Annotated in this window: 31 protein-coding genes and 1 pseudogene; 11 read left to right on the top strand and 21 right to left on the bottom strand. The window is 72.9% G+C overall.

The genetic code is table 11. The annotated features are described in order from the left end of the window. Window positions 1-43 precede the first annotated feature (43 nt). The 6 genes from QQK26_RS13740 to QQK26_RS13715 all read right to left on the bottom strand — a co-directional run bounded on the left by QQK26_RS13740 (window position 44) and on the right by QQK26_RS13715 (window position 2,325). Complete coding sequence (locus QQK26_RS13740) at window positions 44-220, bottom strand: CsbD family protein (RefSeq protein ID WP_284233741.1); 177 nt, start codon at window positions 218-220, stop codon at window positions 44-46. A gap of 42 nt (window positions 221-262) precedes the next feature. Further along, a complete protein-coding gene (locus QQK26_RS13735; protein ID WP_284233739.1) occupies window positions 263-814 on the bottom strand; it encodes a hypothetical protein in 552 nt (183 codons plus the stop codon). Then, window positions 811-1,374: a DUF6286 domain-containing protein gene (locus QQK26_RS13730; RefSeq protein ID WP_284233738.1), complete on the bottom strand. Its 564-nt coding sequence runs from the start codon at window positions 1,372-1,374 to the stop codon at window positions 811-813. Before QQK26_RS13730 ends, QQK26_RS13735 begins: the two co-directional genes overlap by 4 nt. Continuing rightward, on the bottom strand, window positions 1,371-1,622 hold the full coding sequence (locus QQK26_RS13725; protein WP_284231845.1) for a hypothetical protein: 252 nt from the start codon (window positions 1,620-1,622) through the stop codon (window positions 1,371-1,373). Before QQK26_RS13725 ends, QQK26_RS13730 begins: the two co-directional genes overlap by 4 nt. A gap of 68 nt (window positions 1,623-1,690) precedes the next feature. Next, a complete protein-coding gene (locus QQK26_RS13720) occupies window positions 1,691-1,897 on the bottom strand; it encodes a DUF2273 domain-containing protein (RefSeq protein WP_348520023.1) in 207 nt (68 codons plus the stop codon). Continuing rightward, a complete protein-coding gene (locus QQK26_RS13715; protein WP_284233736.1) occupies window positions 1,894-2,325 on the bottom strand; it encodes an Asp23/Gls24 family envelope stress response protein in 432 nt (143 codons plus the stop codon). The genes QQK26_RS13720 and QQK26_RS13715 overlap by 4 nt, the downstream gene beginning before the upstream one ends. 262 nt (window positions 2,326-2,587) lie before the next feature. Here QQK26_RS13715 and QQK26_RS13710 point away from each other — a divergent pair, with 262 nt between their 5' ends. Together QQK26_RS13710 and QQK26_RS13705 are read left to right on the top strand one after the other, a co-directional pair. After that, complete coding sequence (locus QQK26_RS13710; protein WP_284233734.1) at window positions 2,588-3,142, top strand: MarR family winged helix-turn-helix transcriptional regulator; 555 nt, start codon at window positions 2,588-2,590, stop codon at window positions 3,140-3,142. 143 nt (window positions 3,143-3,285) lie between these two features. Continuing rightward, window positions 3,286-3,744, top strand: a complete 459-nt coding sequence (locus QQK26_RS13705; RefSeq protein WP_284233732.1) for a MarR family winged helix-turn-helix transcriptional regulator — start codon at window positions 3,286-3,288, stop codon at window positions 3,742-3,744. A gap of 119 nt (window positions 3,745-3,863) precedes the next feature. On the opposite strand, the gene QQK26_RS13700 is transcribed toward QQK26_RS13705, so the two are convergent. From QQK26_RS13700 to QQK26_RS13650, 11 genes and pseudogenes are all read right to left on the bottom strand, one after another. Beyond that, a complete protein-coding gene (locus QQK26_RS13700; RefSeq protein WP_284233730.1) occupies window positions 3,864-4,922 on the bottom strand; it encodes a spore photoproduct lyase family protein in 1,059 nt (352 codons plus the stop codon). Between the two features lie 56 nt (window positions 4,923-4,978). Beyond that, window positions 4,979-5,947: an alpha/beta fold hydrolase gene (locus tag QQK26_RS13695; protein WP_284233728.1), complete on the bottom strand. Its 969-nt coding sequence runs from the start codon at window positions 5,945-5,947 to the stop codon at window positions 4,979-4,981. Between the two features lie 127 nt (window positions 5,948-6,074). Next, entirely contained in the window at window positions 6,075-7,055 is a 981-nt protein-coding gene (locus QQK26_RS13690; protein ID WP_284233726.1) for an ornithine cyclodeaminase family protein, read from the bottom strand. Beyond that, window positions 7,052-8,269, bottom strand: coding sequence for an amidohydrolase family protein (locus QQK26_RS13685; protein ID WP_284233724.1), 1,218 nt, complete (start codon window positions 8,267-8,269; stop codon window positions 7,052-7,054). Before QQK26_RS13685 ends, QQK26_RS13690 begins: the two co-directional genes overlap by 4 nt. Beyond that, on the bottom strand, window positions 8,266-8,958 hold the full coding sequence (locus QQK26_RS13680; RefSeq protein WP_284233722.1) for an ABC transporter substrate-binding protein: 693 nt from the start codon (window positions 8,956-8,958) through the stop codon (window positions 8,266-8,268). Before QQK26_RS13680 ends, QQK26_RS13685 begins: the two co-directional genes overlap by 4 nt. Continuing rightward, the gene (locus tag QQK26_RS13675; RefSeq protein ID WP_284233719.1) at window positions 8,955-9,803 is read right to left on the bottom strand and encodes an ABC transporter substrate-binding protein; all 849 of its coding nucleotides are present in this window, start codon (window positions 9,801-9,803) and stop codon (window positions 8,955-8,957) included. The genes QQK26_RS13680 and QQK26_RS13675 overlap by 4 nt, the downstream gene beginning before the upstream one ends. A gap of 32 nt (window positions 9,804-9,835) precedes the next feature. Further along, window positions 9,836-10,567, bottom strand: a complete 732-nt coding sequence (locus QQK26_RS13670; RefSeq protein ID WP_284233717.1) for an ATP-binding cassette domain-containing protein — start codon at window positions 10,565-10,567, stop codon at window positions 9,836-9,838. 392 nt (window positions 10,568-10,959) lie between these two features. Further along, a pseudogene (locus tag QQK26_RS13665) lies at window positions 10,960-11,151 on the bottom strand (ABC transporter ATP-binding protein); the annotation flags it as partial. Further along, window positions 11,079-11,462, bottom strand: a complete 384-nt coding sequence (locus QQK26_RS13660) for an ATP-binding cassette domain-containing protein (RefSeq protein ID WP_284233715.1) — start codon at window positions 11,460-11,462, stop codon at window positions 11,079-11,081. The gene QQK26_RS13660 and the pseudogene QQK26_RS13665, both read right to left, overlap by 73 nt. Beyond that, complete coding sequence (locus QQK26_RS13655; protein ID WP_284233713.1) at window positions 11,459-12,334, bottom strand: ABC transporter permease; 876 nt, start codon at window positions 12,332-12,334, stop codon at window positions 11,459-11,461. Before QQK26_RS13655 ends, QQK26_RS13660 begins: the two co-directional genes overlap by 4 nt. After that, entirely contained in the window at window positions 12,331-13,248 is a 918-nt protein-coding gene (locus QQK26_RS13650) for an ABC transporter permease (protein WP_284233711.1), read from the bottom strand. Before QQK26_RS13650 ends, QQK26_RS13655 begins: the two co-directional genes overlap by 4 nt. Before the next feature lie 178 nt (window positions 13,249-13,426). On the opposite strand from QQK26_RS13650, the gene QQK26_RS13645 reads away from it, so the two are divergent. The 5 genes from QQK26_RS13645 to QQK26_RS13625 all read left to right on the top strand — a co-directional run bounded on the left by QQK26_RS13645 (window position 13,427) and on the right by QQK26_RS13625 (window position 15,519). Next, on the top strand, window positions 13,427-13,927 hold the full coding sequence (locus QQK26_RS13645; protein ID WP_284233709.1) for a GntR family transcriptional regulator: 501 nt from the start codon (window positions 13,427-13,429) through the stop codon (window positions 13,925-13,927). Beyond that, the gene (locus QQK26_RS13640; protein WP_348520054.1) at window positions 13,867-14,166 is read left to right on the top strand and encodes an FCD domain-containing protein; all 300 of its coding nucleotides are present in this window, start codon (window positions 13,867-13,869) and stop codon (window positions 14,164-14,166) included. The genes QQK26_RS13645 and QQK26_RS13640 overlap by 61 nt, the downstream gene beginning before the upstream one ends. A 403-nt stretch (window positions 14,167-14,569) precedes the next feature. Next, entirely contained in the window at window positions 14,570-14,983 is a 414-nt protein-coding gene (locus tag QQK26_RS13635; RefSeq protein WP_284233706.1) for a hypothetical protein, read from the top strand. Window positions 14,984-15,088: 105 nt separating this feature from the next. Next, complete coding sequence (locus QQK26_RS13630) at window positions 15,089-15,295, top strand: hypothetical protein (protein ID WP_284233705.1); 207 nt, start codon at window positions 15,089-15,091, stop codon at window positions 15,293-15,295. After that, on the top strand, window positions 15,292-15,519 hold the full coding sequence (locus QQK26_RS13625; protein ID WP_284233702.1) for a hypothetical protein: 228 nt from the start codon (window positions 15,292-15,294) through the stop codon (window positions 15,517-15,519). The genes QQK26_RS13630 and QQK26_RS13625 overlap by 4 nt, the downstream gene beginning before the upstream one ends. A 29-nt stretch (window positions 15,520-15,548) precedes the next feature. Here the strand turns inward: QQK26_RS13625 and QQK26_RS13620 are convergent, their stop codons facing one another. Then, complete coding sequence (locus tag QQK26_RS13620) at window positions 15,549-15,824, bottom strand: helix-turn-helix transcriptional regulator (protein ID WP_284233700.1); 276 nt, start codon at window positions 15,822-15,824, stop codon at window positions 15,549-15,551. A gap of 46 nt (window positions 15,825-15,870) precedes the next feature. Between QQK26_RS13620 and map the strand changes: the two genes are divergently transcribed. Next, window positions 15,871-16,641, top strand: a complete 771-nt coding sequence (gene map, locus QQK26_RS13615) for a type I methionyl aminopeptidase (protein ID WP_284233698.1) — start codon at window positions 15,871-15,873, stop codon at window positions 16,639-16,641. 492 nt (window positions 16,642-17,133) lie between these two features. On the opposite strand, the gene QQK26_RS13610 is transcribed toward map, so the two are convergent. Further along, entirely contained in the window at window positions 17,134-18,216 is a 1,083-nt protein-coding gene (locus QQK26_RS13610; RefSeq protein ID WP_284233696.1) for an alkene reductase, read from the bottom strand. 110 nt (window positions 18,217-18,326) lie between these two features. On the opposite strand from QQK26_RS13610, the gene QQK26_RS13605 reads away from it, so the two are divergent. Together QQK26_RS13605 and QQK26_RS13600 are read left to right on the top strand one after the other, a co-directional pair. Next, the gene (locus QQK26_RS13605) at window positions 18,327-18,647 is read left to right on the top strand and encodes a hypothetical protein (protein ID WP_284233694.1); all 321 of its coding nucleotides are present in this window, start codon (window positions 18,327-18,329) and stop codon (window positions 18,645-18,647) included. A gap of 84 nt (window positions 18,648-18,731) precedes the next feature. Beyond that, window positions 18,732-20,651, top strand: coding sequence for a glycoside hydrolase family 127 protein (locus QQK26_RS13600; protein WP_284233692.1), 1,920 nt, complete (start codon window positions 18,732-18,734; stop codon window positions 20,649-20,651). A gap of 1 nt (window position 20,652) precedes the next feature. Here QQK26_RS13600 and ald read toward each other — a convergent pair whose 3' ends face one another. Beyond that, entirely contained in the window at window positions 20,653-21,753 is a 1,101-nt protein-coding gene (gene ald / locus QQK26_RS13595) for an alanine dehydrogenase (protein ID WP_284233690.1), read from the bottom strand. Between the two features lie 293 nt (window positions 21,754-22,046). Between ald and QQK26_RS13590 the strand changes: the two genes are divergently transcribed. Further along, window positions 22,047-22,661 carry a hypothetical protein gene (locus tag QQK26_RS13590; RefSeq protein ID WP_284233688.1) on the top strand — a complete coding sequence of 205 codons (615 nt, stop codon included), beginning with the start codon at window positions 22,047-22,049 and terminating at the stop codon, window positions 22,659-22,661. Between the two features lie 9 nt (window positions 22,662-22,670). On the opposite strand, the gene QQK26_RS13585 is transcribed toward QQK26_RS13590, so the two are convergent. Continuing rightward, entirely contained in the window at window positions 22,671-23,126 is a 456-nt protein-coding gene (locus tag QQK26_RS13585; protein ID WP_284233686.1) for a hypothetical protein, read from the bottom strand. Between the last annotated feature and the right edge of the window lie 197 nt (window positions 23,127-23,323).

Genomic DNA, 23,323 nt, shown 5'->3' with positions numbered 1-23,323 from the left:
AGGGCGCGCCGGCTCGGCCGGCGCGCCCTCGTGGTTCGACGGTTCAGCGATCGCTCTTCAGTGCGTCCCCAACGGCGTTGCCGGCCTTCTTGACGTCGGCCGCGGCCTGGTCCTTCTTGCCCTCGGCAGCGAGCTTGTCGTTGTCGGTGACCTCGCCGACCTTCTCCTTGGCCTTGCCGAGGAGGTCCTGCGCGGTGTTCTTGATGTCATCCGTGGCCATGATCTCTTCCTTTCGTTCGCGCTCCCGGCGGGAGCGTGGTCTCTAGTGGGTGCGGCGTTCGTGGGCGAGGCGTGAGCGGAGCCCGGTGGTGATGTGGGCGACCAGTGGCAGCGGCGTGCCGAGTTGCTGGTCGGTGGTGGCGACGGCGTCCTGCACGCGGTGGTGGATGTCGGCGAGGTCGGCGCCGCGGGTGACCTGGATCTCGGCCAGCAGGACGCGGTCCTTCGGGCGGAACGCGCGCAGGCGCACGTGGGCGATCTCGGTCGCGTCGTCGAGCTGGCGGCGCAGCATCCCCTCGACGAGGTTCGCGTCGATGCTGATGCCGTCGCGCTCGATCGCGGTGCCGTCCGCGCCGCGACCCCGGGTCGTGGTCCACGCCAACGCGATGATCACAGCGAGGGCTGCGAGGGCGATGATGCCTCCCTGCAGCCACGGCGCCGGCGCCTCGGTGAGACCGAGGGTCGGTGTGACGAGGCCTGCGGGTTCGAGCAGCTGGTCGATCTCGGGTCGCAGCAGCAGGGCCGCGCCGGCCAGGGCGATCAGGCCCAGCAGGATCAGCAGGATGCGGTTGAGGGCGCGGTTGCTGGTGGTCATCGCCCGATCACCCCCGCGGTCTCGATGCGAACCTTCTGCCGCACCCGCGGGCTCGGCGCGAGGCGCTCCAGCTCGCGCTCGGCGGCGGCCGCGACCTCGTCTCGGTCGATGCCGAACCCCGAGGTCGGGCGCACGGTCACCTCGGCGCTGCGCGAACCGACCGAGGTGCTGACCCGGTCGCGCGGCACCCCGGCCACAGTCGCGGTCGCACGGGAGAGCGCACCGGCGAGGACCTCGTCATCGACGATCACGAGCATCCGCTCGTCCGCCAACTCATGCCGCGACAGGCGCCCCGGCGCGAACGCCAGCACGAGCAGGATGACCGCGGCGAGGATCGCTGCGCCGGCGACGGCGTAGCGGACCGCCTCGGCGCCGGTGATCGTGCCCACGACGTCGAGCGGACGCTGCCACAGCGCTGGCGCACCGACGAGCTCGAGCACCGCTTCGACGGCGAGGTAGGCCAGCGGCAGCGCCGCGACCCACAGTCCGATCGACACCGCGACGGAGCGGGACCGGTGCCGCATGCGGTTGCCGAGTCGGCGTCGCGTGCGAGCGTTCATCGGACCCTCCTCGAAGCTTTGACGTCGTGCACCCCGGTGACGCGGATGCGCGCGGTCGTGATCTGCGCGCCGGTGAGGACCGGCCCGTCCGCGAGGACCCGCCGCTGCGCGGACTCGGCCGCATCGAGCACGGTCCTGCCCGGACGGATCGCGGCCGTCGCGGTGACGGTCACGGCCAGCCGGCCGGCGTCGTCGTGCAGCCGCACGCCGCTGCGGTGCGCGGGCGAGCCGAGCTCCTCGGCCGCCAACGCACCGAGCGTGCGCTCGATCGCCCGACTGCTCAACACGACCCGGCCCGCCGGCGACGCGCCGACCATCAACCGACCTTGCGCCCGCGCGCCGCACGGAACGCGGCACGCACATCCAACCGGCCCGTCACCGCACCACCGACCACGGCACCGATGGCACCGAGCACGGCGACGAGCACGACACCCCAGAACCCGTAGGCGAGGCCGGCGAGAGCCAGAACGACCCCCGCCGACGCGCCGAGCACCACACCGTTCATGGACGCTGCGCCGTTCACTGGACTCGCGACTCCTCGGCCTCGTCCTTGTCGTCCTCGCCCGGGATGAACACGTCCGTGACGATGACGTTGACCTCGGCGACCTTCATCCCCACCAGCTCCGTGATCGCCCGCGAGACCGACTGACGCACCGCCTCGGCGACCTTCTGCAGCTCCTCCGGGTAGTCCACGACGATCGTCACATCAGCGGCGACCTCGGTCTCACCGACCTCGACCTTCACACCCTGCGACAGGTCCTTGTTCCCGATCGCCTCGCGGATGTTGCCGACCAGACGCGCCGCGCCCGCACCGAGCGCGTGCACACCCGGCACCTCACGGGCCGCGATGCCCGCCAGCTTCGACACCACACTGTCGGCGATCGTCGTCTTGCCGGTGGTCGCTCCGGCGGCCGCGGCGGCGGTGTTGGGGGTGGGGGTCGTCTGAGCCATGGTGTTCTTCCTCTCGTCAGCCCCGAGCGGGGGCGTTCCTGTGGTTCTCGCTTACTGTGACGCTCCGCACGGCGCATTCGTCACGCCTCGGAGCCGTGAGAGTGCCGGGCGCGGACTCGGTGAAACCTGAGCGGCGACCTGGACGACACGAACCCGACCGATCGTCGTTCATCTCCCCCCAGGTGAGAGCGGACGCGTGCCTCTTCGAGAGCCGAGCCGATTCCTTCACCGTTCGAGCGACCGGACGGCGTACGGTCGGAGGATGAGCGACGGCGAGCACGGCACCTCGGGCTACTGGTATCCGGACCACCACTCCCCCTCGAGCGTCGATGTGCTGAACCTGCTGCGGCGCTACCGCACCGAGGAGGCGTCGATGCGCGCCCGCACCCGCGACTCGATGGGCATGGGCGAGACCGACCTGCTCGCCCTGCGCTACGTGCTCAAGGCGCAGCGCGAGGGCCGCTCGGTGCTGCAGCGCGACATCGCCAAGTTCCTCGGCATCTCATCCGCTTCGACGACCACGCTCATCGACCGCCTCGTGAAGGGGCACCACGTCGAGCGCACCCCGCACCCCACCGACCGTCGTGCGACGGTGATCGTCGCCACCGAGGAGTCCGAGCGCGAGGTGCGCGAGACCCTCGGCGACATGCACCGGCGCATGGTCGACGTCGTCGACGACCTGCAGCCCGGCGAGCTCGAAGTCGTGGCCCGGTTCCTGGCGGGCATGATCGGTGCCGTGCAGCCGACGAAGAGCCTCGACGACGAGCTGCGCCAGGTGATCCGCGAGGACCGCGAGGGCGGCACCGCCACGCTCTGACCGTCGCTGCGCTGGCCCGTCGCTGCACTGGCCCGTCGCTGCACTGGCCCGTCGCTGCGCTGCCGTTCAGCTGCGGCCCCACCCCCGCTCAGACCCGCTCGCATACTGGCAGGACGACGCCACGCGATACGGGATGAGCGACCATGACGACGACCCTGACCGAACCTCACGCGCAGCGCGCCGCGGACGCGATCGAGGAGCTGCGCCGCGCCGAGGCGCAGCTCTCCCGCCGCCGCCAGACGGCCTGCGGCCCCGGCGACACCGAGCGCATCGCCATGCGGTTCATCCTCGAGCAGGCCGACGCCGAGCAGCCGGTCACGCCTCGCGACCTCGCCGACCACCTCGGCGTCACCTCCGCCTCCGTCACCGCCCTGCTCGACCGACTGCGCGACGGGCAGATGATCGAGGTGCGGCCGCATCCGAGCGACGGTCGCAGGAAGCTCGTCACCCCGATCGATCGCACGGACGATCCCGACCTGATCGACCCGCTCACCGCGGGCATCCGCGAGCTCGCCGCCGACCTCAGCGATACCGAGGCCGAGCTGCTCGCCGGGTTCATGGACCGCATCACCGACCTCGTCTCCAGGGAGTGCCAGTCATGACCGAACGCGACCTCCAGCTGCCGCCGCTCACCGCGGCCGAGCCCGCCGAGCCCACGCAGAAGATCGACATGGGCGACGAGCTGAGCTACCTGGCGCTCTGACGTCCGCTCATCCGCTGCTCAGAAGGCGTAGCGGATGCGGCAGTACGGCAGCTCCCGAGCGACCAGCGCCTGGAAGCGGTCGAGGTGCCGCCGCTTCTGCTCGGCGCGGTAGCGCACGTTCAGCTGCCCGTTCTGCGAGACCTTCGGCTCCTGCAGGTCGGGGCGCCAGAGCAGCTCCTCCGCCTTCGGATGCCAACCGAGGTTGGTCTCGTGCAGCTGCTCGTTGTGGGTGAGGAAGATCACCTCCGCGGCGAGCTGCGCCTTCGCCTTCGCGCCGATGCCGGCCTCGACCTGCCGCAGCAGCTCGGTCCAGTCCTCGAACCACGTGGGGGTGAGGACGATCGGCGAGAAGTTGACGTGCACCTCGAAGCCGGCCTCGACGAAGTCGTCGATGGCCGCGATGCGCTCGGCGATCGGGCTGGTGCGGATGTCGGTGACCTTCGCCGTCTCGTGCGGCATCAGCGAGAAGCGGATGCGGGTGCGCCCCATCGGGTCCCAGTCGAGCAGGTCGCGGTTGACGTGCTTGGTGGCGAAGGAGGCCTTGGCCGTGGGCAGCATGCGGAACAGGTCGGCGAGCTCGCGCACGTTGCCGCTGAGCATCGCGTCGACCGAGCAGTCGCTGTTCTCGCCGATGTCGTACACCCAGGCCTCGGGATCGCACTGGTTCGGCTCGGTCTTCGGCCCCTGCTTCGCGACGTGGCGGGCGAGGTGCCTCGCGATCTGGTCGATGTTCGTGAAGACCGTCACCGGGTTGCTGTAGCCCTTGCGCCGCGGCACGTAGCAGTAGGCGCACGCCATGGCGCAGCCGTTCGCCGTCGAGGGCGCGATGAAATCGGCTGAGCGGCCGTTCGGCCGCGTGACCACCGACTTCTTGACGCCCAGCACGAGCGCCTCGGTCTTGATCCGCACCCAGCGCGAGACATTGCGCTCGTCGCCGTGCACCTCGGGGATGTTCCAGTGGCTCGCCACCGGCACCACCTCGGCGTCGGGCCAGCGCGCCAGGATCTCCTGCCCGCGCTCGCTCGCGACCGCCTCGTCCTCCGCGTAGATGCGCCGGATATCGAGGAGCTGCCGCATGCGCCCATGGTCGCGCGCACCACCGACATCGGGCGGTCAGCGGGCTGGGCGCGGGCTCAGCGGTCGCCGCGGTACGCGCGCCAGAGCAGGCGCGCGTGCTCGGCCTTCGCATCCGCTACGCCGCCTTCGTCCCGTCGCACCGCGCTGATCCATTCCGAGACCCGGCTGCCGAAGGCGCGCAGCAGCATGACGGTGTCGGCGTGATGCGCCGGCGGCACGCGCGCCTCGTGCTCGGGCATGCGCCCGGTGCGAGGCAGGCGTCCGTCGACGTGGCGCTGCACGAGTTCGGCGACGCCGATCGCGTGCGCGTTGATGACGGAGTGCGCGGCGCCGCGGATCTCCCAGCGCCGTGCATCCGCCGCCGACTCGAACAGGCGGTTGTGGAACCGGCGCGGCGAGGAGCGGTCGAACTCACCGCGGAGGAGCAGCACCGCCGCGTCGACGGAGCGGATGCGGTCGCTGAGCCGGTAGCGCAGCATGTGCGGCAGCACGGTGGCGAAGTAGACGACGCCGCAGAGCATGTACGCGCTGAGCGCCGTGAGGGCCAGGTGCAGCGACTCGCGGGCGCTCGACTGGACGAAGCGCACCCCCTGGCGCACCAGCGTGGCCTCGGCCTCGTTCACCACGGGGCTGACGAGCACGGCGTGGCGGAGCTCCGGGCGCCGGGCCAGCACCTCCGTGACCACCTGGGTGCCGAAGGAGTGGCCGAGCAGCACGGGGTCGACCAGTCCGTAGCGGTCGACGACGGCCTCGACGTGGTCGGCGAAGTACTGGGGCGTGGGCTGCTCGTGCGGACGGGGCATGCCCGCGAAGCCGGGCAGATCGAGCGCGTACACGGGCCCGCGCTGCGCCAGCGTGGGGGCGAGGAACTCGAAGTAGGTGGCCGAGACCCCGACGCCGGGCACGAGCACGAAGGCGCGCTCGTGCGAGGCGTCGTCGGCCTGCATCCGCGTGACCCGCGTCATGGCCCCGGCGAAGCGCACGTGCTCCACCACGACGTCGACGGGGCGCGCGGTCTCGGGCATGGGTCGATCATGGCATCGGCAGCCTGGACGCGTCCGGCGGATGCGGATCGGCGGATTCCTGCCGCTCCGGGCTCGGCGAAGCGACACGAATCCGCCGAACTGCGGGGAGCGCGCGGGAATCAGCAGCTCAGGCGTTGAGGTCGAGCTCCAGTCCCACGCCCCGCACCCGCGCCTCGCGCACGAGCAGGTCGGCGATCGCCAGGTCCTGCGCGCCGATGCCCACCGAGTCGAACAGGGTGATCTGCTCGGGGCTCGTGCGGCCCGGGCGCTGTCCGGCGAGCACCTGGCCGACCGTGCCGACCACGTCGTCGAGGGCGATGGCGCCCTCGGCGACGGCCAGCATGAGGTCGCCGGACTTCGTGGTCGCGGTGGCCAGGTCATCCACCCAGACGTCGGCCCGCGACATCGTGAGGCCGTCGACCTCGCGCTCGTCGGAGCGGGGCCTGGCCCCGACGACGTTGAGGTGCTGGCCCGGCCGCAGCCAGTGCCCGCTGACGATCGGGGTGACGGAGGGGGTGAGCGTGCAGATCGCATCCGCTCGTTCGAAGACGGATGCGCAGTCGCCGACGACCTCGATCGGCCCGTCCCAGCGCAGCGATTCGGCGAGCGCCGCCACCCGCGCGCGGGTGCGCGACCAGATGACGAGCCGGTTCCAGTCGCGCACGCCGCGCAGCGCCTCGACGTGCTCGCGGGCCAGCCCGCCCGCGCCGACGAGGCCGAGCACGCGACTGTCCTCGCGGGCGAGCGCCCGGGTGGCGACCGCGCTGGCGGCGGCGGTGCGCACCCGGGTGGGCACCCCGCCGTGCAGCAGTGCGACCGGGGCGCCGAGCTCGCGGTCGAGCACGGCGATCATCGAGCGCTGCGTGGGCAGACCGCGACGCGCGTTGTCGGGCACGTCGGCGAGCAGCTTGACCGCGGCGGTGCCGGTCGACTCGGACAGCGCGGCCATGAGCACGTAGCGGCCGGTGCCCGCATCCGTCCTCATCGAGGTCGGCGCCGGCTGATCGGCCGTGCCGCGGGCGATGTCGGCGAAGACCTGCGCGACGGCGCGCTCCGTGGCGGGGCGGTCGACGAGCCCCTCGAGCTGCGAGGCGGTGAGCACGATCATGCGGCGCCCACCAGGTCGAGCCCGTCGGCCACGACCGCGCCGCGGAACAGCACGGTCCGGTCGGGCAGCCGATCCATGATCGCGCTCGTCACCGTCTCACCGGCGATGAGCTGCAGATCGGCCGGGTCGCCCACGGCGAGGCCGGGGCGGTCGAGGCGGCCCCGCAGCGCCGGCGCCGTGCCGAGCACCGATCGGCCGCCGACCGTCGCGACGGCCATGCAGTGCTCGATGTCCTCGTCCCGGCGGAAGCCGTTCGTGAAGGCGAGCTGCCAGGTGCGGTCGAGCATGTCGGCGTTGCCGTAGGGCGTCCAGTAGTCGCGCTGGCCGTCCTCGCCGAGACCGAGCCGGATGCCGTGCTCGGCGAGCAGCAGCGTCGGCAGCGGCTTCGCCGGCGCAATGGTCGCCCAGGCGATGTCGAGCTCGGCGAACTGCTCCAGCAGCGGCACGAGCTGCTCGCGCGGCAGCTCGCCGAGGCCGTAACCGTGCGAGACGGTCACCCGACCGGTCATGCCGAGCGCGCGGGTGCGCTCGACGATCAGCTCGGCCGAGAACCGGGCCAGCTGGTCCGGTTCGTGCAGGTGGATGTCGATGGGCGCGTCGAAGCGCTCGGCGAGCCCGAACACCAGGTCGAGGTGCTTCGCCGGGTCGCGGTCGAGCTGGCACGGGTCGATGCCGCCGACCACGTCGGCGCCCTGGCGCATGGCCTCCTCGAGCAGCTCGAAGGAGCCCTCCTCGCGCAGCAGGCCGGCCTGCGGGAACGCGATCACCTCGACGGTCGCTCGCTCCGCGTGGGTCTCCTTCGCGGCGAGCACCCCGTGCAGCCGCTCGAGGCCCGCGTCGACGTCCACCTGCGCGTAGCTGCGCGCGCTCGTGGTGCCTCGGGCGATCATCCGCCCCAGCGTCTCCGTGGTGCGCTCGGCGATCGTCGCCTCGGCGGTGCGCCAGTTCGCGCGGTCGTTGAGCATCATGCTCCAGACGCCCGGCGCGCCGGTGTGCGGCCGGAACGGCAGGCCGATGCGGGTCGAGTCGAGGTGCACGTGCACGTCGGCGAAGGAGGGGAGCAGGATGCGGTCCCGCCCCTCGACCACCGTCTCGCCGGGCCGGGGCGTCGATCCGCTCGGCAGGATCTCGGCGATCGCACCGTCGATGAGGCGGACGTCGACGGCGGGACCGCCCCAGGGGCGGGCCCCTGCGACGAGGACGGCGCCGCTCACTCGAACACCGTCCGCGAGAAGTCGAACAGGCCGTCGGCGCGGGGCGTCCAGTCGAGGTCCGGGTCGGCCGCGTAGTTGTTCATCGGCACGTACAGCGGCACGAAGTAGCCCTGCTCGTTGCTGTAGTTCAGCAGCTCGGCGAACACGTCCAGCCGGTCCTGGCCCGTGACGCCGCGCTGCTCGGCGGCGAGCTCGGCGGTCACCGGGTCCTGCGCGTAGTTGTTGTTGCCGGCGGGCTCGTAGAAGTCGGTCAGCGGCAGGTCGCCGTCCACCGTCGACGGCGCCCAGGTGTTGAGGTAGATGCCCTGCATCTCCCGGCCGCGCACCTTCAGCGTGTGCGCCTGCTGGTCGGCGCCGCGCAGGTCGACGACGATGCCGACGTCGGCGAGGGAGGCCTGGATCGTCTGGGCCACCTCCGACGAGAGCGGGATGCGGCCGTCCGTCGCGTAGTCGAACGGGATCGGCTCGCCGGCGTAGCCCGCCTCGGCGAGCAGCTCGCGGGCGCGCTCCGGGTCGAACTCCGGGCCCGCGACGTCGTCGCTGTAGCCCTCGACCGCCGGGGCGAGCATCGCGCTCGCCGGCTCGGCGAGACCGTTCAGCAGCCCCTCGGTGATGGCCTCCTGGTCGATGGCGTGGCCGATCGCCTCGCGGATGCGCGCATCCGCCAGCACGCCGCTCGTGGAGTTCACCCCGAGGAAGACGACGCCGTTCGACAGCGCCGAGAAGACCTGCGCCGCCCCTGGCCGTCGACCGAGGCGACCTGGGTCGGGCCGATGGGCGCCACGTCGAGGCTGCCGGAGAGCACCCCGTTGACGCGCGACTCGTCGGAGGAGACGGGCTGCAGCGAGATCCGCTCGATCGCCGGGGCGTCGCCCCAGTAGCCCTCGTTGCGCGCGAGGTCGTAGGAGACGCCGGTCTCGATGCCGTCGAAGACGTAGGGGCCCGAGCCGATCGGCTCCTGCGCGAACGCGTCCGCGCCGACCTCCTGGTAGGTGTCCGCGGGCACGATCGAGATCAGCGAGGTGTTGCGCGGGAACGCCGAGAACGGCGAGTTGAGCGTGAAGCGCACGGTGAGGTCGTCGACGGCCTCGACGGAGGCGACCGAGCTCAGGTAGGCGAAGTTCTCGCTCGTCGGGTCGTCGAGGATGGCCTGGTACGAGAACGCCACGTCCTCGGCCGTGATGGCCTCGCCGTTGCTGGCCTCGACGCCCTCGCGCAGGGTGAAGTCCCACTGGGTGAGGTCGTCGTTGGACGTCCACTCGGTGGCGAGCTTCGGCGCGAGCTCGCCGTCGGCGGTGATGGTGACGAGCTGATCGAAGGTGTGGAAGAACACCGAGAGCACGACGAGGGCGCCCGAGCGGATGGGGTCCATCGACGTCGGGTCGGTGGGGATCGCGGCGATGATCGACGTGGGCGTCCCGCCGTCGCCGGCGGCGTCGTCGAAGCCGCCGGCGCAGCTGGTGAGCAGCAGGGTGCCGCTGGCGGCGAGGGCGCCGGCGGCGAGCAGACGGCGGCGGAGGGCGTGCTGGGGCATGGAGGTCCTCGGTTTCTGTGGTGGCGGGGCGGTCAGGAGACGGCGAGCGGATGGGCGCCGCGGCGCGGCCCGTCGAGGCGCGGCACCGCGGCGAGCAGCTGGCGGGTGAAGGGGTGCTGCGGATCTCGGAAGATCCGCGCCGTCGGCGCCTCCTCCACCACCCGCCCGTGCTGCATCACGACGACCCGGTCGGCGATGCTGCGCACCACGCCCAGGTCGTGCGAGATGAAGAGGTAGCCCAGGCCGTGCTCGCGCTGCAGGCCGTCGAGCAGCTCGAGCACCTGGGCCTGGATGGACACGTCGAGCGCCGAGACGGGCTCGTCGAGCACGAGCAGCCTCGGCCGCAGGGCCAGCGCGCGGGCGATGCCGACCCGCTGCCGCTGACCGCCCGAGAGCTGTCCGGGCAGCCGCTCGGCCTGCCCCTCGTCGAGCCCGACGTCGGCGAGCAGCCGCGTCACCGCAGCCCGCGTGTACGCCCGGCGGATGCGCAGCGGCTCGGCGACGAGCTCGTGCACCGTCAGCCGGGGGTCGAGCGCGGAGTACGGGTCCTGGAAGACGATCTGCGCGCGCTCCCGCTCCACCGCGGTGCGCGCGGCGAGCTCCTTGCGCACCGGCTCGCCGCCGAGCACGATCGCGCCCTCCGCCGCGGGCTGCACGCCGAGCACCGCCTTGGCGAGCGAGCTCTTGCCGCAGCCGGACTCGCCGACCACGGCGACCGTCTCGCCGGCGGCGATGCGCAGCGAGACGCCGTCGACGGCCCGCACCGGGGCCCTGCGGCCGGGGACCCGGTACTCGACGACGATGCGGTCGGCGACCAGCGCATCCGGCTCCCCGTCCGCACGGCGGATGCGGTGCGCTCGGTCTCAGCGGGCATCGCGGCCATGAGGCGCTTCGTGTACTGCTCCGCCGGGGCGTCGAGCACGGCGCGGGTGACGCCGGTCTCGACGACGCGGCCGTGGTGCATGACCGCGAGCCGGTCGCTGTTCTCGGCGACGAGACCCAGGTCGTGGGTGATGAGCACCAGGGCCGAGCCGGTGCGTCCGCGCACCTCGGCGAGCAGGTCCATGACCTGCGCCTGCACGGTGACGTCCAGGGCGGTCGTCGGCTCGTCGGCGACGAGCAGCAGCGGATCGTGGGCGATCGCCATCGCGATCATCGCGCGCTGGCGCATCCCTCCCGACCACTGGTGCGGACGGGTGCCCGCGCGCTCGGCGGCATCGCGCACGCCGACCGCGGTGAGCAGCTCGACGGCGCGCTCGCGGGCGGCACGACGGCTCATCGGCGCGTGCACCCGCACGGCGGCGGCGACCTGCGCGCCCACGGCCCGCAGCGGGTCGAGGGACGACATCGGGTCCTGGAACACCATCGCGGCGGTGCGTCCGCGCAGGGCGCGCAGCTCGCGCTCCCCGCCCAGGCGCCGGCCTCCGCATCGACCAGCACGCGATCGTCGATCGCGATGCGACCGCCGGCGATGCGGGTGCCCGCGGGCAGGAGCCCGAGCGCGGCGAGCACCGTGAGGCTCTTGCCCGACCCGGACTCCCCCACGACGCCGAGGGCCTCGCCCCGATCGACGCGCAGCGAGACGCCGTCGACGAGCGCCCGGGGCGCCTCCCCCGTGGTCTCGATGCGCAGGTCGTCGATGCGCAGCACGGCGCTCATCGCATGCCTCCCTTCCGCAGCAGCCCGCCGCGGGTCTCGGCGGTGAACTGCTGGCTCAGGAACTGCGCGCCGCCGACGGCGAGCAGCATGACGATGCCGGGGAGCAGGGACAGCCAGGGGTCGGCGCCGAGGTGGCGCTGACCGTCGAAGATCATGGAGCCCCAGCTGGGCACGGGCGGCTGCACGCCGAGGCCGAGGTATTCGAGCGACGACGTGATGAGCACGATCGTGGCGATGTCGGTCGCGGCGATGATGAGCGTGTGCGGCCGCACGTTCGGCACGATGTGCCGGGTCAGCACCCAGAGGGTGTCGGCGCCCTGGGTGAGCGGCGAGACGACGAAGTCCTGCCGGCGCAGCGACGCGGCCACGTTGCGGGTGACCCTGGCGTAGCCGACCCACCAGGTGCAGCCGAGCACCAGGATCGTGAGGCCCGCGCTGGGGCGCAGCACGGCGCAGATCGCGATGAGCAGCAGCACCACCGGCATGGCCAGCGTGACGTTGCTCAGCAGCGTCACGAGCGCCTCGAGGCGGCCGCCGAAGTACCCGGCGAGGATGCCGATCGTCGTGCCGATCACCGCGTTCATGGCGACGATGAGCAGCGTCATGCCGAGGGTCACCGCCGAGGCCAGTGCGATGCGGCTGAGCAGGTCGCGACCGAGGGCGTCCGTGCCGAGCGGATGCGCGGGGTCGGTGAACGGGGGCAGCAGCGCCGCCCGCAGGTCCTGCCCCATCGGATCGAAACCGGGCAGGAGCGGCACGACGGCGGTGAGCAGCAGCACCGCGCCGAGCATGACGGCGCCGACGACGGCGCCGGGGCGCGGACGCCACCGGCGCGGGGCGGGCGCGGTGACGGTGGCGAGCTGAGCGGTCATGCGGCGGCCGTCCTCGTGTCGATGCGGCGCACGAGCACGTCCACCCCGGTGTTGACGATCACGAAGGCGAGGGCCACGAAGACCAGGCCCGCCTGCACGATCGGGAAGTCGCGCTGGCTCACGGCGGAGGTGAGCAGCTGGCCGAGACCCGGCCAGGCGAAGACGACCTCGACGACCACCGTGCCGCCGAGCAGCCCGCCGAGGTTGAGGCCGGCCATGCCGAGCACCGGCAGCGCCGCGTTCGGCAGCATGCGGGTGAAGAGCACGCTCGAGCGCCGCTGCCCCTGCGCGATGGCGGTGCGCACGTGGTCCTGCTCCGCCTGCTCGCTGAGCGCCGAGTCGAGCAGGCGCAGGTACATGACGAACTGGCCGGTGGCGAGGGTGAGCACGGGCAGCACCAGGCTGGCATAGCTGGTGCGCCCGAGCGAGGGCAGCACCCCGAGCAGCACCGAGAACACCAGCACCAGCAGCAGGGCGAAGAAGAAGTCGGGCACCGACTGCCGCACCGCCCCGGCCCATCCGGCGATCGCCCGGAGCACCCGGCTGCCGGTGAGCTGGATCGTGAGGGCGGCGGCGACGGCGAGCACCAGACCGATGACGAAGGCCCAGAAGGCGAGCTCGACGGTGGCCGGCACCCGCTCCAGCACGAGCCCGAGAGCCGACTCGCGCAGCCGGTAGGAGTCCCCGAAGTCGCCGGTGACGAGTCCGAGCAGGGTGTCGAGGTACTGCACGATGAGGGGCCGGTCGAAGCCGAGCGCCGCGTTGAGCGCATCCACTTCGGCCTGCGTCGCGTTGTCGGGCAGCAGCAGCGCGCCGGGTTCCCCGGTGGCGCGGCCGAGCGCGAAGGCGACGGTCACCACGGTGAGCACGGTGGCGACGGCGAGAGCCAGTCGGCGGGCGATGAACAGGAGCACGTCGGCGACGCTATGCGACCGCGCATCCGCTCGGCGACGGTGTAACACGCTCGTCACACACTTCTTACGCCAGCGTCACGTTAGCATACCAAAAACGGCCTTAATCCTCCTCTTGTGCCGCTTTACGGGCGTTTTGGCATTCCAAAAGCCGCTTCTCGGACGTGCCAGGATGGTGCCCATGACCCTTCCCAGCTCGCCGCTGCGCATCGCCCACGCCCTGCGCGAGCAGATCATCACGGGCGAGCTCGCGATGGGCTCCAAGCTCAACGAGCGCGAGATCGCGGAGCGGCTCGAGGTCTCCCGCATCCCGGTGCGGGAGGCGCTGCCGATCCTCGAGTCGGAGGGCTTCATCACGTCGCAGCCCCGCCGCGGTGCGGTCGTGCACGTGCTGACCGTGAGGGATGCGGCGGAGGTGTTCGACCTGCGCCGCCAGCTGGAGCCCATGGCCTCCGGGTTCGCCGCCCGGCGGGCCGCCGCGGGCGCCGACGTCGGGCCGATGCTCGCCGCCCTGCACTCGGCCCGCGGAGCCGCCGCCCCCGACTCGGCCCGCGGAGCCGCCGCCCTGGATGAGCGCTCGGACGCGCCCTCCGACGCTCCCCCTCGACCCGCAACTCCGACCTGCACGAGGAGATCATCGCGCTGGCCGACCACGCGCTGCTGCGCCGGGTCACCAAGCTGATGAGCGGACGCGTGCGCTGGCTGTTCCGCCTCACCCCGCAACGCGACACGACGGGCATGTGGGTCGAGCACCGCGAGATCGTCGACGCGATCGTGGCCGGCCAGCCCGACGTGGCGGAGCTGCTCACGGCCGCCCACGTCGAGCGCGGGCGCATCGAGTCGATGCCGCTGCTCGCCGCGCAGCTGCCCGCCTCCGCGCCCGTCGTGCGCGGCCGGCGCCGCCGGGCCGCCGCGAGCTGAGCGCCCTCGGACTCGAGCGCTCCGCGCGCCCCAGCGACGCCGCGCACTTCCCCCGGCCGTCCGCCGTCCTCCCCCTCCGCCGGCTGGGCTCCGAGCCCTGCGCCCTGAGCTCTGGCCCCTGGACTCTGCGCCCTGCGCCCTGCGCCCTGGGCCCTGCGCTCCCCGCCCAGGTCGGCGACGTTCTGCCGCAATGCCCACCGCAGAGCGGCACAGATGGTCCGATCTGCGAGCGCCCCCTGCTCACCGCCGCCCCGTTCTCGTTGCCCCGATCCAGATCGGCCGCTTTCGTTCGCAATGCGGGGCACGAAGCGACAGAAGCTGGCCGATCTGCGCGACGCACGCCGCACCCCAACGTTCCGAGCGAGGCGCGCGTCGTGTTCGATGAGGGATGGGGAGGGATGCGATGCGCACCATGAGGACGGCCGCCGCGCTGCTGCTGGCGGCGCCGCTGCTGAGCGGATGCACGGCGGGCGAGACCTGCTACGACTGGGTCGTCTACGACAGCGTCGAACGGATGCACGCCGACGCCTCGTTGGTCGTCGCGGCCGGGCGCATCGAGCCGGCGGGCACGACGACCTGGAGCGGGGTGCAGGCGAATCGATACGACGTAAGCGGCTCACCGGTGCTGGCCGACGGGTCGATCCAAGAGATCGGCATGCAGGTGCAGGTGCTCTCGACGCCCGAGACCTGCTCGGGCGGGACCTACCCCGACGGCGACCCGATGCTCGGCGCGCAGCAGGTGCGGCTCTATCTCTCCGAGGACGAGGACGGAACCCTGCGCACCCTCACGCCGCACCAGGGCGTCGGCGGGCCCTGAGCCGCGCAGATCGGTCAGGTCGGGTCGCTCCTAGGCGTGCACTGCGAGCCGAACCGTCCGATCTGCGACCTCACCGGCGGCGGGCCGCCCGCTAGGTTCGACACCATGCCGCGCACCGCCGCGCCCCTGCTCGCCGCCGCCGCGCTGACCCTCGTGCTGAGCGGATGCACGGGCGAGCCCGAGCACACGCCCGAGACCGCCGCGGCGATCGAGGCGTGGAGCCAGGAGCTGCAGGCCTCGCTGTCCGAGGGGCGAGCTCGCTCTCCAGCCAGGCCTCGCACGACGAACCGGAGGGCGACGGAGTGCGGATGACGTTCGGCGAGCCCGTATCGTTCGACCGCATCGAGGTCAGCTGCTTCGGCGAGGGCACGATGCGCATCGGGGTGCAGCTGCGGTCGGGCTCGATCGTCACCGGCACGGGGCTCGACGATCTGCGCTGCGGCGACGGCCCGCGCGTCGTCGAGGACGTTTCCGCGGTGAGGGCACTCGACGCCGTCTCCGCGACCGGCTCCGCCAGCTCCGCGCCGAGCGCTTGAATGCTGGTGCTCTACTCGGCCGAGGGGTCCTAGGAGACCAGGCGGGCCGCATCCGCTCGATCGCCAGCCGCGACCTCCGCCCAGAGCCGGTCGAGCGAGAGGCCGAGCACCGTGGCGAGCGCCGCGATGGTCGGGAAGGCCGGGGTGGCGATGCGGCCGGTCTCGATCTTGCGCAGGGTCTCGGGCGAGATGCCGGCCTCGAGCGCCACCTGCAGCATGGGGCGGTCGCCGCGGGCGTCGCGCAGCAGGGCGCCGAGGCGTCGACCCCGCGCGAGGTCATCGGAGCTGAGCGGCAAGCGGACCATGCATCCGATTCTAATACCGGGATGATCATACCGCTAGGCTGAGGGCATGATCGAGATCCTCACCCCCGCCGAGGTCGACAAGGCGCGCCGCACGGGCGCCCTCGTGGGCCGCATCCTGCAGAGCGTCAAGGAACGCGCCGTCGTCGGCACGAACCTGCTCGAGATCGACGAGTGGGCCAAGGCGATGATCCTCGAGGCCGGCGCCGAGAGCTGCTACGTCGACTACGCGCCCTCCTTCGGCCGTGGCCCCTTCGGGCACTACATCTGCACCTCCGTCAACGACGCGGTGCTGCACGGCCTGCCGCACGACTACGCACTGCAGGACGGCGACCTGCTCACCCTCGACCTCGCGGTGCTGCTCGACGGCGTCGCGGCCGACTCGGCGATCAGCTTCATCGTCGGCACCGCATCCGCTCAGGACCTCGCCCTCATCGAGGCGACCGAGGTCGCGCTCGCCGCCGCCATCGCCGTCGCGGGCCCCGGCAAGCGCGTCGGCGACCTCTCGAACGCGATCGGCACCGTGCTGCGCGAACGCGGCTACCCGATCAACCTCGACTTCGGCGGCCACGGCATCGGCACCACGATGCACCAGGAGCCGCACATCGCGAACGACGGCAAGGCGGGCCGCGGCTACGCGCTGCGCCCCGGCCTGCTCATCGCGATCGAGCCGTGGGTGATGCAGGGCACGAAGACCCTGGTCACCGACAAGGACGGATGGACGCTGCGCAGCGTCAACGGCGGCCGCACCGCGCACAGCGAGCACACCGTCGCGATCACGGAGGACGGCGCGGAAGTGCTGACCCTGCCGGGCGTCTGAGGCGCCGGGGCCCTGCCTCGACGGACACCCGTCACCGGTACCCCTGGCGCCGGGCGCCTCACGCCGGGGTGACAGGCGCCGGGCACCTCACGCCGACTGCCCTGGCACCGGAACGACGGCTTTGGGGCGCATTAGCGACACTGGGGCGTGCGGGCGCATGCCCCGTTGTCGTCGAAGCGCCCCAAACCCGCGGTAAGCGGCTCGAAGCAGAGGCGCGAGGCGAGCGGGCGGGGCGCGCCGCGTAGCCGAGAGCGCCCCCGGAACGCACGAGAGCCCCGCCGGCAGAGGGGGTGTTCCCGGCGGGGCTCGATCCCGGGGTGAGCCGGTTGCGTTCGGGTCGCCTCCGGTTCGATCCTGGGGGGATCTGTGTCGTGTTCGACGGTATGCGCGCTACCGCAAGGCGCTCCACGCCGCAGCCGCGGGGTTGCTGCTGGACTGCCTCAGGATCGCCGCACGAGTCTCAAGACCGCGCATCCGACTCGCCGCCGCCCCTCACCCGACCGGCTGCAGCGCCGGGTAGTCGGTGTAACCGCGGCCATCCGGGGCGTAGAAGGTCGACGCGTCGGGGGCGTTCTCCTCCGCATCCGCTCGCCAGCGCGCGACGAGGTCGGGGTTGGCGATCGCGGCGCGACCGACCGCGACGGCGTCGACGACGTCCTCCGCGACGAGCGCGGCGGCCTCCTCGCGGGTGGTCTGCACGCCGAAGCCGCTGTTGCCGATCAGGGGTGCTCCGACGGTCGAGCGGATGCGCTGCACGAGCTCGCCGCGCAGGTCGGCCTGCAGCACGTCGACGAAGGCGAGCCCGAGGGGCGCGAGGCCCTCGGCGAGGGCCGCGTAGGTGGCGGCCGTCTCGGCGTCGTCCGTCTCGACGGCACCCTGGATGTCGTGCTGCGGGGAGAGGCGGATGCCGGTGCGGTCGGCCCCGATGGCGGCGGCGACCGCGGCCACCGTCTCGATCACGATGCGCGCCCGGTTCTCGGGACTGCCGCCGTACGCGTCGGTGCGCCGGTTCGACGCCGGGGAGAGGAACTGGTGCAGCAGGTAGCCGTTCGCGCCGTGCAGCTCGACGGCGTCGACGCCCGCCTCGATCGCGTTGCGGGCCGCCGCGACGAAGCCGTCGACGACCTCGGCGATCTCCCGCTCGCTGAGGGCGTGCGCCACCGGGTGCTCGGCCTTGCCGCCGTCCGCGGTGCGCACCTCGCCGGGGGCGGCCAGGGCGCTCGCCGAGACGACGCGCCCGGTGCCCGTGATGGACGGATGCCCGATGCGGCCCCCGTGCATGATCTGCATCGCGATGCGCCCGCCCGCGGCGTGCACCGCATCCGCCACCCGCGCCCAGCCGGCGACCTGCTCGGGCGTCTCGATGCCGGGCTGGCCCATCCAGGTGCGGCCCTCGGCCACCGGGTAGGTGCCCTCGGTGATGACGAGGCCCATGCCCGCGCGCTGCGCGTAGTGCTCGACGAGGAGGTCGCCGGGCACGCCGTGCTGGCCGGCGCGCAGGCGGGTGAGCGGCGCCATGACGACGCGGTTGTCGAGGTCGGTGCGACCGAGGGTCAGCTGATCGAAGAGGTTCACGGGTGAGGTCAGCGCACGCGGCGCCCCGGGCATTCCCACCGCTCAGTGCTCGCACGGCGCGTCCAGGGGGCACCGCACCCGCTCGCACGCCGTTCCTGCACGATCGGCGCATGATCGTCTCCCCCGCGCCGAAGGACCGCCGTCGCCTCGCCGCCGTGCTCTGCGCCTCCGCGGCGCTGCTGCCGTTGCTGGCGCTCACCGGGGTGTGGCTGCAGATGCTGCTGACGTTGGAGGGCGGCGACCGCGTGCTGCTGCTGAACCCGCTCGTCGGCTTCGGGGTGAGCGGACTGCTCTGGCTGGGACTCGCCATCGTCGCGCTCGTGCTCGTCCGGCGCGCGACCCGGCGGCGGCTGCCCACCGCGCTCGCCGGCGCCGCGATCCTGCTGTTCGTGGCGGATCTCGCGCTGGCGGCGATCACCCTGACGATCTGATCGGCCCGGGGCGCGGTCTCCTTGACCGCGGTCGGGTCGCGCGCCCATCCTGATCGTTACAACGATGTACTGCCGGGAGGCACCATGACGTCCACGTCGACCGCCGCACGCCGCGGACCCGCCGCACCGACGGACGGCGCCCGCTCGGCGCTGCATCCGCTCGGCCACGCCGCCGTCACGCTCGACGGCGGCTTCCTCGCCGACTGGCAGCTCCGCAACCGCGAGGGCACCATCCCCCACGCGATCGAGCAGCTGGAGGCCTCGCACGCGCTCGACAACCTCCGCCGCATCACCGGTGAGCACGAGGGCGAGTTCGTCGGGTTCTGGTTCGCCGACTCCGACGTCTACAAGACGCTCGAGGCGATCGGATGGGAGGCCGGCCGGTGCGGCGCGGAGCAGTTCCTGCCGTTCGTCGACGCGACCGTCGACCTGCTCGCCCGCGCGCAGGACGACGACGGCTACCTCAACTCGTACTTCCAGGTCGACCAGCCGGAACGCGAGCTGACCGAGCTGCGCTGGAGCCACGAGCTCTACTGCCTGGGTCACCTGCTGCAGGCCGGCGTCGCCTGGTCGCGGGCCGTCGGCCGCACCGACCTGCTCGCCATCGGCCTGCGCTTCGCCGAGCTGATCGAGCGCCGCTTCGGCGAGGGCGGCTCCGACATGGTCGACGGGCACCCGGAGATCGAGACGGCGCTCGTGGAGGTCTTCCGCGAGACCGGCGACGAGCGCTGGCTGCGCCTCGCGCGCCGCTTCGTCGACCTGCGCGGGCGCGGCCTGCTCGGCGTGGACGCGCTCGGCCCGCAGTACTACCAGGACCACGAGCCGGTGCGCGCGGTGCGCGAGGCGACCGGGCACGCCGTCCGCCAGCTCTACCTCGCCGCCGGCGTCGCCGACGTGGTCGCCGAGACCGGCGACGCCGAGCTCGCCGAGGCGCTCGACCGGCTCTGGTCGAGCGTGCACGAGCGCAAGCAGTACGTCTCGGGCGGTCTCGGGTCGCGGCACCGCGACGAGGCCTTCGGCGACGCCTACGAGCTGCCGCCGGACCGCGCCTACGCCGAGACCTGCGCCGCCATCGCGAACCTGCACTGGAACTGGCGGATGCTGCTGCTCACCGGTGGCAGCAGATACGCCGACGAGATGGAGCGCGGGCTCTACAACGCCATCGCCGTCTCCACCTCGACCGACGGCTGCGCCTTCACCTACGCCAACCCGCTGCACCTGCGCAGCGACGCGTCGGGCGGCGGCGAGAACGCGCCGACGACGCGCCAGCCCTGGTTCCGCTGCGCCTGCTGCCCGCCGAACCTCGCCCGCCTCGTCGCCTCGCTGCACGACTACGTCGCCACGACCTCGGCCGACGGCCTGCAGCTGCACCTCTACGCCGACGCGACGATCGCCCTCCCCGGCGGCGGCACCGCGACCGTGCGCACGGGCTACCCCTGGGACGGCCGCGTCGAGGTCGCCTTCGACGAGCCGTTCGAGGGCGAGCTGCTGCTGCGCCGGCCGGGCTGGGCGCGCGGGGCGATCCTCACGGCGGACGGGCGCTCCGTGCCGACGGAGGCGCGCGACGGCTACCTGGTCGTCGACGGCTCCGCGCATCCGCTCTCCCGCGTCGTGCTCGACCTGCCGATGGAGCCCGAGGTGCTGCGGCCGCACCCGCGCATCGACGCAGTGCGCGGCTGCGTCGCCGTCGCGCGCGGCCCCGTGCTCTACGCGATCGAGCAGGCGGACCTGCCGGAGGGCGTGCTCAGCGACGACGTCGTGGTGCCCGAGGCGCCGGAGGTGCGCCCGGCCGGCGTCGATCCGGTGACGGGCCCGCGGCTGCTCATCGCCGGCGCACGGGTGCGCGGCGGTCACCGCCACGAGCTCTACCGGGCGATGCCGAGCGCGCGGACGGATGCGGGGCACGCCCCGTCGAGCTCGGCCTTCGGCCTGATCGCGGTGCCGTACCACCGCTGGGGCAACCGCGCCCCGGGCGGCATGCGGGTGTGGCTGCCGACGCGCTGAGTCAGCCCTCCGCGAGGGCGAGCCCGTGCGCGGCGGCGACGCCGGCGTTCGTCACGGCGCCTCCGCGCACGTTGAGGCCCGCCGCCAGCGCCGGGTCCGCGAGCAGCGCCGCATCGACGCCGGCGTCGGCGAGCCGCAGCAGGTACGGCAGCGTCGCGTTGGTGAGCGCCCGGGTCGAGGTCTCGGGCACGGCGCCGGGCATGTTGGCGACGCAGTAGAAGAGGGTGTCGTGCACCGCGAAGGTCGGCGCGTCGTGGGTGGTCGGATGCGATCCCTCGAAGCAGCCGCCCTGGTCGATGGCGATGTCCACGAGCACGGCGCCCTGGCGCATCGAGCGCACCATGGCGTCGGTGACGAGCTTCGGCGCCGACGCGCCCGGCACGAGCACGGAGCCGATCACGAGGTCGGCGTCGGCGAGTTGCGCCGCGATCTCGTAGGCCGAGGAGGTGCGGGTGCGCACACGTCCGTCGAAGCGGGCGTCGAGCTCGCGCAGTCGCGGGATCGAGACGTCGATGATCGTCACGTCCGCGCCCATGCCGAGGGCGTTCGCCGCCGCGTGCTCGCCCGCGACGCCGCCGCCGATCACGACGACCTTCGCCTGCGGCACGCCCGGCACACCGCCGAGCAGCACCCCGCGGCCGCCGTTCGCGCGCATCAGGTGGTACGCCCCGACGAGCGCCGAGAGCCGTCCGGCCACCTCGCTCATGGGCGACAGGAGGGGCAGCTGCCGGTTCGGCAACTGCACCGTCTCGTAGGCGATCGCGGTGGCGCCGGAGCGCAGCAGCGCGTCGGTGAGCGGGCGGTCGGCGGCGAGGTGCAGGTAGGCGAACAGCGCGAGGTCGGGGCGCAGATGGGCGTACTCGGCGGCGACCGGCTCCTTCACCTTGAGCAGCAGCTCGGCGGCGGCCCAGGTGGCCTCGGCGCCGTCGACCAGGGTCGCGCCGGCGAGGCGGTACTCGTCGTCGGCGATACCGGACCCGAGGCCTGCGCCCGACTGCACGAGCACCTCGTGGCCGCGCGCCGCCAGCTCGTGCACGCCAGCCGGGGTGACGGCGACCCGGTTCTCGTTGTTCTTGATCTCGGTGGGCACTCCGATGCGCATGACGGACTCCGTGACTCTCGGTCGCCGTCGATCGGCGAGCAGCTCCATTCACGCAGAACGTTCGCCGCAGCGCACCTGCAGCCGAAGATCGTGCGGATGCAGGCCGCCCTCATCCGCTCTCGTTCGCGCTACGTGCCGCTGATCCCCGCGATGCTGCACGACGTGCGGCCCGTCCGCCGCGTGATCTCCCGCACCCCGCGCGGATGGGAGCGAGACGAGAGAGTTCGCTCGGCGAACGACCCCTCCCTACGATCGGACGCGGCGACGACGCGGCGCCGCACGGAGGGACACCGATGGGCATCACGATCGAAGCGGCACGCCGTGCCGCCTTCCCCGCGGTCGCGGAGCTGCTGGCACGCCACCTGCACGACGACCCCGTCTACGCCGACTTCCTCGGCGAGCGACCCGATCGCAGCGATGCGCTGCGCCGCTTCCTGCGCGCCTACCTGCGCTCCACGCCCCCGCACCGGCTCGTCGCCGAGGTCGCGGTGGACGACGACGGCACGCTGCTCGGCGCCGCGGTCTGGGAGCGCTCGGGCATCGGGCGCGACAGCGCGGTCGTCGGGCAGCTCCCCTACGCGCTGCCCTTCCTGCGCGCGCTCGGCGCGGTCGGCACCGTGCGCGGGCTGCGGGTGCAGGGCCGGCTCGAGCGCTTCCGCCCGATCGAACCGCACTGGTACCTGATGACCTCCGCGGGTCCCGAGGAGGTTGCGGACGCCCTGCTGCGGCATCGCACCGCCCGACTCGATGGGGACGACGTCGCCGCCTACGTCGAAGCGCCGGACGAGCGGATGCGCGCCCTCTACGAGCGCCACGGCTTCGTGACGGGCGCGACGATCCTGGGCCTGCCGACGGCCCGTCCGATAGCGATGTTCCGCAGCCCGGGGCGAGCCGCGCGACGACGCTAGACGCCCGGTTCAGCCGATCTCGGTCAGCGGACCGCAGTGCTGCTGGATCTCCTGCAGGGATGCGGTGAGGTCGTCGGTGAGGAGCGGGATGCGATCGAGATTGGTCTTCATGAGCTCCCCCGCGGCGCGAACGGCCTCGTCGCTGCTCTCGATCAGATCGGGCAGGGGGACGGAATCGACGACCAGGCCGGCCGCCTGCACCACGAGGCGAGCCGCGGCGACCTCGGTCGCGACCCCTTGGAAGCCTTCCGCAGCGGCGGACAGACGTGACACCGAGGCTGCGAGCTCGGGGGACTCGATGCTCTCGGTGGCGGTGCGCAGATCCGCGAGCGACGGTGTGAGCTGCTCGGCAGGGATTTCGGCGTTGCCCTGATGCGAGGCCGCCTCGAGCACCACGATCAGATCGGCGTGCATCGCGAGCACGGGGTCGGCGACGTTCGCGCAGTCGTCGCTCGGCTCGGGCATCGCCGAGACGGATGGGGACGGCTCGCTCGCGGAGGGCGACGGCTCGCTCGCGGAGGGCGCAGTGCAGGCCGCAAGGGTCAGGCCGAATACGGCGCTCAGCGTGGCGATGGCCCATCGGTTCCGCACCTGCACTGCCTCTCTGTCGACGTCTGGACTTCACCGTAGAGGTCCTCGGTCGCTGAGGCAACCTCATCTCC

Source organism: Arenivirga flava, from assembly GCF_030161575.1.
In the GTDB taxonomy this organism is placed as follows: domain Bacteria; phylum Actinomycetota; class Actinomycetes; order Actinomycetales; family Microbacteriaceae; genus Arenivirga; species Arenivirga flava.
The sequence above is the reverse complement of the archived record's forward strand: the minus strand, read 5'-3'. Positions and strand labels throughout refer to the sequence as shown.

What these genes read in the sequence shown, in the direction of transcription:
- QQK26_RS13660 (WP_284233715.1), bottom strand. Translation starts at nt 11,462, where the DNA reads ATGAGCGCCGTGCTGCGCATCGACGACCTGCGCATCGAGACCACGGGG.
- QQK26_RS13700 (WP_284233730.1), bottom strand. Translation starts at nt 4,922, where the DNA reads ATGCGGCAGCTCCTCGATATCCGGCGCATCTACGCGGAGGACGAGGCG.
- QQK26_RS13655 (WP_284233713.1), bottom strand. Translation starts at nt 12,334, where the DNA reads ATGACCGCTCAGCTCGCCACCGTCACCGCGCCCGCCCCGCGCCGGTGG.
- QQK26_RS13605 (WP_284233694.1), top strand. Translation starts at nt 18,327, where the DNA reads ATGATCGTCTCCCCCGCGCCGAAGGACCGCCGTCGCCTCGCCGCCGTG.
- QQK26_RS13710 (WP_284233734.1), top strand. Translation starts at nt 2,588, where the DNA reads ATGAGCGACGGCGAGCACGGCACCTCGGGCTACTGGTATCCGGACCAC.
- QQK26_RS13675 (WP_284233719.1), bottom strand. Translation starts at nt 9,803, where the DNA reads ATGCCCCAGCACGCCCTCCGCCGCCGTCTGCTCGCCGCCGGCGCCCTC.
- QQK26_RS13740 (WP_284233741.1), bottom strand. Translation starts at nt 220, where the DNA reads ATGGCCACGGATGACATCAAGAACACCGCGCAGGACCTCCTCGGCAAG.
- QQK26_RS13600 (WP_284233692.1), top strand. Translation starts at nt 18,732, where the DNA reads ATGACGTCCACGTCGACCGCCGCACGCCGCGGACCCGCCGCACCGACG.
- QQK26_RS13730 (WP_284233738.1), bottom strand. Translation starts at nt 1,374, where the DNA reads ATGAACGCTCGCACGCGACGCCGACTCGGCAACCGCATGCGGCACCGG.
- QQK26_RS13645 (WP_284233709.1), top strand. Translation starts at nt 13,427, where the DNA reads ATGACCCTTCCCAGCTCGCCGCTGCGCATCGCCCACGCCCTGCGCGAG.
- QQK26_RS13635 (WP_284233706.1), top strand. Translation starts at nt 14,570, where the DNA reads ATGCGCACCATGAGGACGGCCGCCGCGCTGCTGCTGGCGGCGCCGCTG.
- QQK26_RS13695 (WP_284233728.1), bottom strand. Translation starts at nt 5,947, where the DNA reads ATGCCCGAGACCGCGCGCCCCGTCGACGTCGTGGTGGAGCACGTGCGC.
- QQK26_RS13585 (WP_284233686.1), bottom strand. Translation starts at nt 23,126, where the DNA reads ATGCCCGAGCCGAGCGACGACTGCGCGAACGTCGCCGACCCCGTGCTC.
- QQK26_RS13590 (WP_284233688.1), top strand. Translation starts at nt 22,047, where the DNA reads ATGGGCATCACGATCGAAGCGGCACGCCGTGCCGCCTTCCCCGCGGTC.
- QQK26_RS13690 (WP_284233726.1), bottom strand. Translation starts at nt 7,055, where the DNA reads ATGATCGTGCTCACCGCCTCGCAGCTCGAGGGGCTCGTCGACCGCCCC.
- map (WP_284233698.1), top strand. Translation starts at nt 15,871, where the DNA reads ATGATCGAGATCCTCACCCCCGCCGAGGTCGACAAGGCGCGCCGCACG.
- QQK26_RS13620 (WP_284233700.1), bottom strand. Translation starts at nt 15,824, where the DNA reads ATGGTCCGCTTGCCGCTCAGCTCCGATGACCTCGCGCGGGGTCGACGC.
- QQK26_RS13735 (WP_284233739.1), bottom strand. Translation starts at nt 814, where the DNA reads ATGACCACCAGCAACCGCGCCCTCAACCGCATCCTGCTGATCCTGCTG.
- QQK26_RS13715 (WP_284233736.1), bottom strand. Translation starts at nt 2,325, where the DNA reads ATGGCTCAGACGACCCCCACCCCCAACACCGCCGCCGCGGCCGCCGGA.
- QQK26_RS13625 (WP_284233702.1), top strand. Translation starts at nt 15,292, where the DNA reads ATGACGTTCGGCGAGCCCGTATCGTTCGACCGCATCGAGGTCAGCTGC.
- QQK26_RS13630 (WP_284233705.1), top strand. Translation starts at nt 15,089, where the DNA reads ATGCCGCGCACCGCCGCGCCCCTGCTCGCCGCCGCCGCGCTGACCCTC.
- ald (WP_284233690.1), bottom strand. Translation starts at nt 21,753, where the DNA reads ATGCGCATCGGAGTGCCCACCGAGATCAAGAACAACGAGAACCGGGTC.
- QQK26_RS13705 (WP_284233732.1), top strand. Translation starts at nt 3,286, where the DNA reads ATGACGACGACCCTGACCGAACCTCACGCGCAGCGCGCCGCGGACGCG.